This window comes from Moorena sp. SIO1F2, from assembly GCF_010672755.1.
GTDB lineage: Bacteria > Cyanobacteriota > Cyanobacteriia > Cyanobacteriales > Coleofasciculaceae > Moorena.
In genome coordinates this window covers 1-12110 of record NZ_JAAHFV010000191.1, presented here as the reverse complement: position 1 = coordinate 12110, position 12110 = coordinate 1, and the positions used below count along the sequence as shown (strand labels likewise).

General features: G+C 43.5%; 11 protein-coding genes and 2 pseudogenes. 3 read left to right on the top strand and 10 right to left on the bottom strand.

What is annotated here, in order from left to right; all coding sequences use genetic code 11:
- The 5 genes and pseudogenes from F6J94_RS20750 to F6J94_RS20730 form a co-directional block, all read right to left on the bottom strand.
- Window positions 1-162: pseudogene (locus tag F6J94_RS20750) on the bottom strand (DUF5009 domain-containing protein); the annotation flags it as partial.
- Window positions 163-276: 114 nt separating this feature from the next.
- Window positions 277-1059, bottom strand: coding sequence for an ATP-binding cassette domain-containing protein (locus F6J94_RS20745; RefSeq protein WP_293043829.1), 783 nt, complete (start codon window positions 1057-1059; stop codon window positions 277-279).
- A gap of 77 nt (window positions 1060-1136) precedes the next feature.
- Entirely contained in the window at window positions 1137-1748 is a 612-nt protein-coding gene (locus F6J94_RS20740) for a hypothetical protein (protein WP_293043827.1), read from the bottom strand.
- 257 nt (window positions 1749-2005) lie between these two features.
- Window positions 2006-2845 (bottom strand): Rpn family recombination-promoting nuclease/putative transposase, encoded by an 840-nt coding sequence (locus F6J94_RS20735; protein ID WP_293043825.1) that lies wholly within the window; start codon window positions 2843-2845, stop codon window positions 2006-2008.
- A 130-nt stretch (window positions 2846-2975) separates the two neighbouring features.
- Entirely contained in the window at window positions 2976-3212 is a 237-nt protein-coding gene (locus F6J94_RS20730) for a hypothetical protein (protein WP_293043831.1), read from the bottom strand.
- A gap of 496 nt (window positions 3213-3708) precedes the next feature.
- Between F6J94_RS20730 and F6J94_RS20725 the strand changes: the two genes are divergently transcribed.
- Window positions 3709-4185 (top strand): DNA-binding protein, encoded by a 477-nt coding sequence (locus F6J94_RS20725; RefSeq protein WP_293043823.1) that lies wholly within the window; start codon window positions 3709-3711, stop codon window positions 4183-4185.
- Window positions 4186-4262: 77 nt separating this feature from the next.
- Here the strand turns inward: F6J94_RS20725 and F6J94_RS20720 are convergent, their stop codons facing one another.
- From F6J94_RS20720 to F6J94_RS20710, 3 genes and pseudogenes are all read right to left on the bottom strand, one after another.
- On the bottom strand, window positions 4263-4604 hold the full coding sequence (locus F6J94_RS20720) for a XisI protein (protein ID WP_293022352.1): 342 nt from the start codon (window positions 4602-4604) through the stop codon (window positions 4263-4265).
- Window positions 4592-5008, bottom strand: a pseudogene (locus F6J94_RS20715) (element excision factor XisH family protein). The gene F6J94_RS20720 and the pseudogene F6J94_RS20715 overlap by 13 nt, the downstream one beginning before the upstream one ends.
- 80 nt (window positions 5009-5088) lie before the next feature.
- Window positions 5089-6531, bottom strand: coding sequence for a HAMP domain-containing sensor histidine kinase (locus F6J94_RS20710; protein ID WP_293043821.1), 1443 nt, complete (start codon window positions 6529-6531; stop codon window positions 5089-5091).
- A gap of 830 nt (window positions 6532-7361) precedes the next feature.
- On the opposite strand from F6J94_RS20710, the gene F6J94_RS20705 reads away from it, so the two are divergent.
- On the top strand, window positions 7362-9464 hold the full coding sequence (locus tag F6J94_RS20705; RefSeq protein ID WP_293043819.1) for a M48 family metalloprotease: 2103 nt from the start codon (window positions 7362-7364) through the stop codon (window positions 9462-9464).
- Window positions 9465-9676: 212 nt separating this feature from the next.
- Here the strand turns inward: F6J94_RS20705 and F6J94_RS20700 are convergent, their stop codons facing one another.
- Window positions 9677-11071: a sugar porter family MFS transporter gene (locus F6J94_RS20700; protein WP_293043817.1), complete on the bottom strand. Its 1395-nt coding sequence runs from the start codon at window positions 11069-11071 to the stop codon at window positions 9677-9679.
- Between the two features lie 41 nt (window positions 11072-11112).
- On the bottom strand, window positions 11113-11244 hold the full coding sequence (locus F6J94_RS20695; RefSeq protein ID WP_293043815.1) for a hypothetical protein: 132 nt from the start codon (window positions 11242-11244) through the stop codon (window positions 11113-11115).
- A gap of 310 nt (window positions 11245-11554) precedes the next feature.
- Here F6J94_RS20695 and F6J94_RS20690 point away from each other — a divergent pair, with 310 nt between their 5' ends.
- On the top strand, window positions 11555-11875 hold the full coding sequence (locus F6J94_RS20690; RefSeq protein WP_293043813.1) for an NfeD family protein: 321 nt from the start codon (window positions 11555-11557) through the stop codon (window positions 11873-11875).
- The last annotated feature ends 235 nt before the right edge of the window (window positions 11876-12110 follow it).

Below are 12110 nucleotides of genomic sequence, written 5' to 3'. Positions count from 1 at the left end.
AATAAATAAAAAGGCAGGAAATACTAAGTCTGTGGGTGTAAAACCATGCCACTTAGCGTGAAGTAAGGGGGGATAGACATAAGACCAACTTCCTGGATTGTTGACTAGAATCATGCTAGCCATGGCAATACCTCGAAAGACATCAAGAGAAGTTAGACGCATGATAGGCAAGAGGCAAGAGGCAAGAGGCAATAGACATGCTAGCAATAGACAATAGGCATGCTAGCAATAGGCATGCTAGCAAAATTCAAATAACCGTCAACTGTCAACAAATTATTAAGCCCACTGTTGAGATGCTTCAGCTTCTGCTTGTACTAATCTCTCTCGTAATTGTTGCCAATTAATCTGCTCAGCGGTCGTGTCTTGGAGTAACTGAGTATTTTGGAAATACAATACTCGATTACAAAATAACTCAGCCATATCTAGCTGATGATTGACCATCAAAATTGTGATCTGCTCCTTTTGCGCTAAATCTGTAAATACCCTGATCACCTGAGAGGCTATACCAGCATCTAAGGCTGAGGTGGGCTCATCGAGTAACACTATTCTTGGTTGGACAACTAGTGCTCGTGCGATCGCAACCAATTGCCGTTGTCCCAAAGACAGTTGTAACTCTGTACGCTCTAACCACTCCGCTGGAATACGCAGTCTCTCTCGAATCTCTTGTGTCCGTTGTGCGTTCGCGTAGCGTGGCCTACGGCCAATCGCTTTTTTTGGCAGCTGTTGCAATACCAACGGATAAGCTAGAGCCTCCTGAACGGTCATCCCTAACAGTTTTGGTTCTTGAGGTACCAGCATGACCTGTCGGCGCAATTCTAGGACAGGGATATTCCGGATGTTCTGATTATCTAGGTAAATATTTCCCTGGGTGGACTCACTTAGTCGGTTCAACAGGCGCAACAGAGAGGTTTTACCCGCACCAGATGGTCCAATCACGCTGATGCGATCGCATTGGCTGACCTCGAAAGAAATATCACTTAATATAGGTATTCCAGCTGCTTTAGCCCTGGTTGAGAGGGTCAGGCTTACCTGTTTGAGCTGCAACAAGGGATTAGTCAATCGCTTTGCTCCCATTCAAAATTATCAATGTCTTGATGCAGTCGCTCATGGGGAGGAGCTGCATCAAGGTATTGTGATTAATAAATCAAACCCTGATTAATAGCTGTGGTTATTGTCCAGCCATCTACAAGTAATAGCAAGAGGGTGAATCCGAACAAAATTAGATACATCCAAGGCTGGGCTAGGGGACGAATATCGGTAGTATCTATCCCGGTATAGTTTTGTACTAACTTAACTAAGCGATTAAATCCTACTACTCGCATTGGCAGCAAGTAAGCTTGGTCAGAAGACTGGCTAATGAAATAGTAAACAAGCCCTCCTTGACCTGTGGTGCGCATTTTCAAGTCTTTCACCTGTTTCCAGTGTAATTGCCAACCTTTGCGAAAGAATCGGGGCACCCAATTGGGATAAGCCACCTGAATTTTTTCGTCATCTACAATCACCTGTTCGCTTAAGGCACCATAGAGGGCTAGAAATCCTAAGCTAATTCCTATCCACAGGACTATTGGCGATACTGGAGTCGATGATACTTTAGCTAAAAACGGTAATGGTATCAACAGCGCCCAATAAAATGTTATTAGGGTAATCCGAATTATAGGAGAGATGCGAAATACAGAAGGGATATACTGTTTAGTTTCAGGTTTAGTTTCAGGTTTAGTTTCAGATGCTGTTTGTTGATTTGGTGACATAATTAAAAAGGGTTTAATAAGGGAATAGGGAATAGGGAATAGGGAGTAGGGAGTAGGGAGTAGGGAAGATGGTCAAATTTCTGTTTACCTCAGGTGCGACCCGTGGCGAATTTAATTCTTAATGGCTCAAGCGTACCTCATAGCTATGATAAATGTTATATCAACTTAAAATTCTATAGTCGATTGACCGCATCAAAACTAAGAGCCGAGGAAAACACACCCCACGGGTGAGGTGGGGTGTCGCACTATTTATTTAATTAATTGGGCAACTGTTGAGTAAACTCATCTAAAGAATTCACAGTTAATGCTATGGCGATTAACTCGTCTAATTGTTCGAGAGTTAAAGCTGGCATTTTCCGGGATATATCTAAAGTAATATCTCCAAATCGCAGGTTAAGGATGCGCTCTAAACTCCGGCGACGTTCTTGTTGAATTCCTTCTTGTAAAATTTCTTGATACCAGGGTGATTCTCGTAATACTGTCATATCCCACCTCATGATTTGTTGAATTAACGGTATCTTATGCACAAAGCTAGCAAAGAAAGCTAACAATGGTTCTAGTTGGTTCAAAGTTTGATCCGCTCGTAGTGCCTGCACTGCTGAGCGCAATTTCGATTCACTACCACCTCCTTTTAAGATTGGAACAAACGGTAGTAGCGATGGTAAAGGTTGTGTCAGTACCAAGTCAGCATCTACTTCCCACAGATTAATTACCCGATAATCTTGATGCGCCTTTAATCCCATGAATTCACTGTCGTAGCAGTCTTCAATGGTAACGGTGGCTGGGGGCGGCAAGATGTTAATTAATACTGGATAAGTGGATAGGTTATATTTCTCCTCAGCTAAGGCAACATAATTGCGCATGCGCTTAGGCATTGCCTGGCTATAGCGCAGTTGTAATTCATTGAGAATCAGAAATTCTTGATGTTCAGGACTAGAGGCTTTGAGAATTACATCGCTTTCCCGACTAATCCACTGGAATTCAGCATCGAGTAACTCTGATGCTCGCACTTGGGGATTACCCGTTACCCATTGCACCCAAGCATTGGGGGCGAGACTGATTAGACGTTTGCTACCAATATCTGCACGTTTTGCCATAGACTATTGACTGAATTAAGACTAATTACTGAAGAACGCCCACTCTACTTTGCAGAGCTGTTTCTGGGGTCAGACTAAAATTTGATTGCTGGGGAGCTGGGTCTCCCACACTTCCCACACTCCCTGCTCCTTAAGATTCTTCTTCTATAGGCTCGTCGTCTATAGGCTCGCCGTCTATAGGCTGGGCGTCTATAGGCTGACCAATATCGAAGATAATGATAAATTTCCCATCAGGCATCAGTCGTTTCAGAGCCTGCAAGTGACCTTCCGCATCAGAACGGTTGCGGAAACGAGCAACAACCACCCGTTGCATTTTGGGCAACAGCCGAACAACTACCCATGGGTGTAGGCGTTGGGAGTACGACATAATCAAGATATATCCTTTAACTGGGGTACTAGAGCCAGCCCGAGAGTCGGGAAAAATCTGTGGCTGGCTCTTACCGTGGAGCGTTTTAGCGCCCACGGTATTTTTATACTAACACAAATAATCTTTAATTATAACATTTTTTTAAAATTTTTGTTACAAATTTGGGAGTAGGGAACAGGGAACAGGGAACAGGGAATAGGGAATAGGGAATAGGGAGCGGGGAGTAGTGGAGTGGGAAACAATCCTGTGTCCCCAAATATAAATTACTTTATAAATTAACTAGCAACTATCTGCGATGGGAGCTTGGAGCCGCTGCACGATTGACCTTGGCCTTTTGGCCAGGCTACGCGAACGGTCAAGCTACCCGAACGCATTTCCCGATCGATGTTATATGCGATCGCATTCCCGATTCCCGATTCCCGATTCCCTGACATTGTCAATTTTTATTTTCTCTCTTATAATAGTATTATAGGAATAGTTAAAGGAGAGTCAACTGATGAACAAGTGTGTTGGTACTACTGAAGCGGCATCTTTATTAGGAATTTCCTCTAGACGATTGCGCCAACTTCTAGAGAAGGGTCGCGTCCGGGGTGCCTATAAAACCGGGAAATTCTGGATTATTCCTTTGTTCAACCATTTGCCACAAATTACCAAAGGTACCCGTGGACCAAAGGGCAAATGGCGCACTAGTCGTCCCCCTGCTTTAGCTAAGATTAATGTCAATCGCAATCACATTGGCTCGAATATCAAGAAAAGTCCCAAAGACCGGAAGCCAGTGATTTCAGTAAAACGAAAGGGCACCAATCTCTACGGCAACGAGGTCGAAATCCTCGGTCCGTGTAAGATTGTGTATCAGCCGGATAATCCACTCGATTGTGGCGCTCGTTTGTGGATTGACCTACGGTCACGCTACGCGAACGAAACTTTCAGCGATATTCACTTCATTGGTGGCAGTTTCCCCGCCACTCGCTAATGATCATGGCAACAGTCTTTGACTGTCGGGATTGACGGTAGGTCACGCTAGGTGATTGCATTTACCAATCCTAAGACTTACTTGATAGCAAACCCGGTATCTGCTCGCCTAATTGGTGAGATGAACCCTAATACGATATCTGATTTAGGAATTGAGAGCTGTACCAATTGCTCTGCAATACGCAAATCAGTGCCATCGTAGTGTACCCAAACTTTCCCATCGTGACTAACATCAATGTGTAGATAACAACCGTAAGTTCGTTTAGAGCCACGCCATCCATTGAAATAAAGCAGGTAGTGTCCTCTCTCATCATCTAAAATAATCTGACTCTTCACCTCATCATCAGGACGCTCACCCAGCTTCCCAGTTTCTATGGTGATTTGACGAACAATTGACTTATATTTAGCTACTTTATCCATCGTTCAATAATTGCTTCATCTATCCGATACACCAGCATTTTCACCTGATAGCGATCCAGTAGTTCCATAATAAAGTCTTCCTTGAAAAAATCGTCATAGGTATCATCTGGTACAGCTAAAAATAATGTTCGTTCTGGCATCTTTTTTTCAAGAGCAAACTTATAAAAACTAAATTGCCCCAAAGCTTGGTAAAAATCATGAAGCGTTGAGACACCAATAAAGCTTTTTATCTATACAGCAATCTTTTCACCATCTTTTTGAGCAGCAATTAACCGTTCAGCTCCCAAATCAACCTGAATCTTACGTTTGCCAGCTTCTACAATGAGCGGGTCATCCGTAATCATCAGCCATCTTTCCTTGACTAGCGCTGCTTTGACTAGTTCATGATACTTGTCTCTTGCCATAGTAAAATAGCAATATCTTCAGGAAAACCCTACCGATAATAGGATAGTCATACCAAAATCCTGATGCCCGGCAATATTTCCTAGTACTTTAACGGTAAACAAACTGTAAATGTACTTCCTTTGTTTAACTGCGATCGCACTTTGACATTCCCCCCCATGCCTTCGACCAACGTCCTGACAATGGATAGTCCCAAACCCGCACCACCAGTAGAACGAGTTCTAGTTTCATCGACCCGATAGAAGCGGTCGAAAATACGGGCTTGTTGTTTTAAAGGAATACCGATACCACGATCACAGACCTCAATTCTGCCACTGCCATCTACCTGAGATAACTTAACGGTGACTGGTTTATCAATACTAGAGTATTTGACGGCATTATCAATCAAATTCAGTAAGACTTGTTTGAGGCGATTGATATCAGCTTTGACCCAAATCCCAGGTTTATTACTCTCAACTTTAATAACTCGCTTACTATATTGTCTTGCCATCTCAGCAACTTCTTCCACCAAGTCATCTAAGACAAAGGCTTCTAGATTGAAGTGTATATGACCACTATCTGCTCGTGCCAAATCCAGTAAATCCTGCAACATTTGCACTGTGCGGTCAGCTTCTGAAGACGCAATTTCTAGAGCTTCGCGCTGAGGTGGACTCAAATTAGTACCGCGACGTAACGTACTTTGGACATAGCCAGAGACTAAGGTTAAAGGAGTACGCAATTCATGGGATACATTGCTAACAAATTGCCGTTGATTTTCTAAGGCATCATTCAGACGCACGAGCATTTCGTCAAAGGTTTGTGCCAATTCTCTGACTTCTGTGGGAGCATTATCGAGCTGTATTTGCACATCCCCCAAATCATCAGCAGAAATACTCTCAGTTAGCTGACTCATCAACTGTAGTGGTTGGAGCGATCGCTTAATATAGAATGCGATCGCAATACACATCCCTCCAATAGCAAGTACTGTAGCAATCCCCAGACTCCGGATCAGCTGCAAAAACATCTTTTGATCACTAGTAATGTCTTGGGCAATGTAAAACTTACCGAGATTGGTTTGTTTAACTTCCAAAGTAGTGCCGCAAACCACCCAGTAGCTTCCGTTTACTTCCAAGATTTCCGGCATGGGCGGTATCCGTGACAAATACTCCGGAGAAGTCAGAGTGTCCATGACCTCTAGGGCTTCAGATTGAGCAACAATACCATTGTTGGGATGCTTTACCCAGAGTAGGGTGTTACTATTGCTGAGTTTATCAATTGCCTTTTGCATCCCGGTTTCCGGGGTAACCATATCGCTATAGATTTCTACATCCTGGGGGAAGCGCTCTGCAATATAACTAATACTCTGTTTGTGAGTGGAAACCAGAATATGCTGCATTTTCCAGCTGGTCCAAATTGCCAAACTCCCCATACCTAAGGCTGAAACAGCGGCAATTCCTAAGGTTAGTCTTACCCGTAGGGAACGTAAATCAAGATAATGGTAGTAGTTATTCAAGAATTTTTCCAGCAAACGGCTGGGGAACTTCATCAGTCTTTGTCGGAATATTTATATTAATATTACTAATTATCAGTTTTACAGAACAATCTGAGAAATTACTGATAGACTAGTTAGAATCAGATAACTAATATTTTTTTCGGGAGCATGGGGATTGTCAAGCTAGGGGAATTGGGAATTGGCAATTGGTAACTAGAATTACTATCGAGCCATAACTACTGTAATAGAAACACTACCGATAACACTTGAGTATTCAGCTATCAGCTATCAGCTAATGCGCTACAGATGGTGCTACTTGAGGTGCTTTTGAATAAAACAGGTAAGCATTGGAATAATGCTGAGTTACGTTAGCTGACAGCACCTCAAGTAGCGTGGCCATTCGGATAGCGTGGCCAAGGCTGACGGCTGAATGCTGAATGCTTACAATAACACTACCAAAACAAGTGAATAAAAATGATTGGGTAGACGAGTCTAAGGTTAGTAAAAGTAAGTGTCGCCCAGCTGAGTAAAAAGCCACCGTGTTGAACTGGATTTATATAACTCCCGATCGGGATTTATTTCATTTGATGGACATAGCGCAATTATGTGTATCGGTAATCGGTAAAATAACGTATAGTTATACTATCTACCAAGCGGAATTTATTTGTGAACAAGAATAAGTACTGAGATGCTTCCCTATCAACCGCTCATGACCTTATCCTATCACCTGACCTAAGCTTGGGTATATTAGACCTCTTGCAAAAGTCCAAAACTAATCTCCATAATCCTTCCGAGATCGGATATCCGAAGTTTTATACTTCTGTAAGAAGTCTAGTTTCTAGTTATATCAATATCCCGTTCTAGTCAATACCGACAATTTGATTATGAAACGTTTTGGAAATTTAGTGCTAATTTGGTCAGGAATCCTAATGGCGGGTGAAGCCTCAACTGCCTTAGCTGAGTCTCCCAAAATCGGGGAATCGGAACCGATCCAACACAGTAGTGAACCTCTAACTGTCTCAGATGCATGGGCTACTGAGGTTTCTGACATGTCAGAGTATACTGAAGTTCCTAGGTCGGGGGATATATCTGAAACTGAAGCACCGACTACCGATGCCTCTACCGAAACTTCCGATACTGGTATACCTATACCTAGAAATCCTATAGATATAGAAGTGCCATTACCGGATAATTCCACTGAAGACACGGAGCAGCAAGATACCTTAGTAGATAGGGAGCTTCCAGAAACAGACAGCTCTACGACAACTGTACCTACAATAGACTCAGATACCAAAGATACTGATTCCGATACAGAGGCTTTGGATACAGAAACTGCGGATACAGAGGCTTCGGATACAGAAGCTTCAGATACAGAAACTGCGGATACAGAAACTGCGGATACAGAGGCTTTGGATACAGAAGCTTCAGATACAGAAGCTTCAGATACAGAGGTAGAGAAAGAAGAAACCACAACGGCTGTTGACGCTAACGAAAACGACCTGGAAGCAGAAGCTGAAGAAATCAGCCCAGAAGAACTGGCAAAACAGCAGAAACTGATTGAAGCCGATAGACTTTATCTAAGTGGAGATATAATTGGTGCTGAACAACTATATCGTGAAGCCAAGAATCCTTTTGATAATCCAGAACCAGTTCAAGAACTACCCGAGGCAATTTACGACACCGCTCAACTCTCTCCCGCTGGTGGAGTGTACTGGCGTAACTATGAATCAGGGTTAGAAAAAAATTTAGAAAGTAAAATTCTGATTCCCCTCAAGTTTTTAGTAGAGCAGCAACCAGAATTTATTCCCGGTCATATAAGCTACGCTCAAGCTCTAAAAGATTATGAGCGGCTTGATGAAGCATTATTAGTTTTAAAGCAAGCTAAAAATCTATATCCCCATGAGCCGGAATTAATCAAGGTAACCATGGCAATGCTAGCAGACTCAGAAAATTGGTTTGAAGCATCTCTGGTAGCTCGTGAATTTGCCCTGTTTAATACTGAGAATCCTCAATCGGAAGAGTTTCTTCAGCTGGCTGATCAGCATCTAGACCGCCACATTTCCCATCTCCGGAATGAAATTACCGGTAATACAATAATGAATGTGATCACTGGAACATTAGGTTTTGTCTTTACTGGCAATCTTTTTGGTCCCCTGTCGGCAATAGAGTCAACTGTATTAATGCTTCAGGGAGAATCAGGCATTGGGAAAAGAATTGCTAAGCAAGCACAAAAGCAATTACCGATGCTAGAAGACGAAGAAGTGCTGGAGTATGTGCGGGAAATGGGAAATGAACTTACCAAGGTAACAGGTCGCGATGAGTTTAAGTACGAGTTTTATGTAGTTATGGATGACCAACTCAATGCTTTTGCTCTACCAGGAGGTAAAATATTTATCAACGCTGGGGCTATCCTAAAAACCAAGTCCGAAGCAGAATTAGCTGGTTTACTGGCTCACGAACTCTCCCATGCTGTGTTATCCCACGGTTTCCAGTTAGTCACTCAAGGTAACTTGACTGCTAACATTGCCCAATTTATCCCCTATGGTGGCACTGCTGCTAATTTAATTGTACTTAACTATAGCCGGAATATGGAACGTCAGGCTGATGATTTAGGAACTAAAATTCTTGCGGCTAGTGGCTATGCAGCAGATGGATTGCGCAATTTGATGATTACCCTGCATGATCAAGGTGGACCAAAACCATTATTTCCTTGGCTTTCAACTCACCCAGAGACTAAAGAACGGATTAATAATTTAGAAGCTATAATTGACAGGAATGGTTACAACCGTTATACTTATGAAGGTGTAGAAAAACACCTAGAGATTCAGAAGCGAGTTGCTGAACTTCTCAAAGAATATGAGGAAAAGCAGAAGGAAGAAGAAGAGGGAAAACAGGAGCTAATGCAAGAAGATGAGCAGGAGCAACAACAGGAGGGAGAACAGGAGCTAATGCAAGAAGATGAGCAGGAGCTAAAACAGCAGGAGTAAGCATATGCGCTACGCGCACGCTGGGCGAACAGCAGTCAGCAGTCAGCAGTCAGCCATTCCCGTAGCGTAGCCATAGGCCAAGGCTCAAGCTAAGTGAACAGCTTATTTTATTCAAAATCACCTCAAGTAGGGTGGCCACCAGCCCCTGATAGCTGATAGCTGAACGCGCACGCGTGCGCGTAGCGCTTAAGCTGATAACTGATAGCTTACGATCACATTGCTTCAAGTTCCTTACCTTTAGTTTCCCGAACTGCGAAAACAACTAAGAAAAAGGAGATAGCAGCAGCAATGGTATAAAGACCATAAGCAGTACCTAAACCAAACCTAGTCAGGAGAATGGGGAAGGTGATGGTAATGAAAAAATTTGCCATCCATTGAGTTGAAGCACCAACAGACAGTGCAGACCCTCGAATCTGGTTGTTGAACATTTCCCCTAGCATCACCCAGACCACTGGTCCCCAGGAAAAGCCAAAGCAGAACACATAGAGGTTAGCGCCTAAGAGGGCGACAATCCCTTGAGAGTGAGTCAGAATCAATTCACCAGCGCTATCCAAGTGGGCGAAAGTGAAAATAAATGCCATTATCCCCAAGGTCAAGGTCATCCCAATAGACCCGATCAGCAGAAGGGGTTTGCGTCCAAATTTGTCGATGTATGCGATCGCTAAAAGGGTAGTAATAAGATTAATAGCGCCAGTAATAACATTAATTAGCAGGGAATCTCCTTCTGAAAACCCTACCTCTTGCCATAAAACATTACCATAGTAGAATACTACATTAATTCCCACAAACTGTTGAAATATAGATAGTCCCATGCCCACCCAGACAATGGGAAGGAGCATACCATTTTTACCAATCAGATCAGACAGTTTAGGCTTGCGCTCCTTGAGAAGTGTTTGCTGAATTTCCAAGACCTTGGCTTGGACATCACCACTCTCAATCTTGGCGAAAACAGCAGCAGCTTTTGTCAATCGGCCAATAGAGACCAAAAAGCGGGGAGATTCAGGAATCAACCAAGCCCCGACCCAATAAACAGTTGCTGGAATAAGCTCCATCCAGAACATCCAGCGCCAAGCCGGTATAGAAAACCAAAGTGGTGCTTCTGCTGAACCGGTAGCCATACTAATCAAGTAGTTGCTGACAAAAGCAATAAAAATACCAATAACAATGGCCAATTGCTGCAGAGAACCTAACCTTCCCCGCAGGTGAGCTGGAGAAACCTCTGCGATGTAAGCTGGACTAATTACACTAGCGGCACCCACAGCAATGCCACCCACCAGTCGATAGACTATAAAATCCCAGATACTGATTGCTATACCAGAGCCAATGGCACTGATAGTAAATAAAGCAGCAGTGATCAGCATCACCTTTTTGCGGCCATACCAATCTGCCATCTGTCCAGCGTAAAACGCCCCAACTGCAGAACCTAGCAGCATCGAAGATACTGAAAATCCCGTCCCGACGCTAGTGGAGTTAAAGGCTTTTTGCAGTGCTGTAATCGTGCCATTGATCACTGCACTGTCGAAACCGAATAAAAAACCACCAATGGCAGCTACTGCGGAAATCAGAATTACAAAAGATATATGGTATTGTTGTTGGTCATTTATCATTGATAGCAGTTCTCAATGGGGTGAGGTACTTTCGTCTTGGGTTAATGGGAGTAGGGAGTAGGGAGTAGCGCTGCATCACTTTTCAATTTTCTATATTCATACCAAGTTGCGGTCAAAGGTACAACAATCTCATCCGCCCATCTCCCCATCTCCCCATCTCCCCATCTCCCCATCTCCCTATCCAACCAATTTAATCTGTTTGAATGCAACTCGGTATCATCCATACCTGGAAGCTTTTTGCCCTAATTCTTTAGGTGGACAAGTTGCCAGTTAAGCAACTGTCTATGGAAAGAACGACCTATCACCAATGGCATAGCAGGGTTCAATAGTAGACAGAGCGAGGATTAAAGCCGAATCTTGCTAAGACCTTAACTACCAAGGAATTGTGTACAGGTTTAAATAGTGGCATGGGATACCTCACCAGGCTTTAAAGAAGGAAAGTAGAGTTTAAAGGTAAGGTAAAGCTGAGGGAGCTTGCAGCAAATGGAATCAACTAAAAACCCCACCATGGAAGAAATGAACCTATTCTCAGAGCCTGGCACTGGCAAGGTAGAAAAGACAATTACCCCTCATAAGCCAGGACGAGTCAAGTTTAAAGCAACTTACTGGCCAGCAGAAGTATGCTCTGATTTTCAAGTCACCCTTGAACCTGAAGACCCAGTTACAGTTGTTGGTCGGCGGGGCATTACCCTGATTGTGGTACCAGTCGGTTATATTTTTCCCGATGATTCTCAAGAATCGAGCCAAAACCTAGCCAGAGGAATTGTCTCACGCTTGTTTAGTTGGACTCAACGATTGCCTTGAGTGTTTACAGTATTTTCACATTAAGCCAAAGCCCAATACCACCCTAGGGTCAGTATTGGGCTTCTGGGTTTACTAGACCTTTGGCACTAATAGCAAAGGGAACAGCGGATCACCGGAGTAGGGAGTAGGGAGTAGGGAGTAGGGAGTAGGGAGTAGGGAGTAGGGAGTAGGGAGTAGGGAGTAGGGAGTAGGGAGTAGGGAGTAGGGAGTAGGGAGTAGGGAGTAGGGAGGAGGA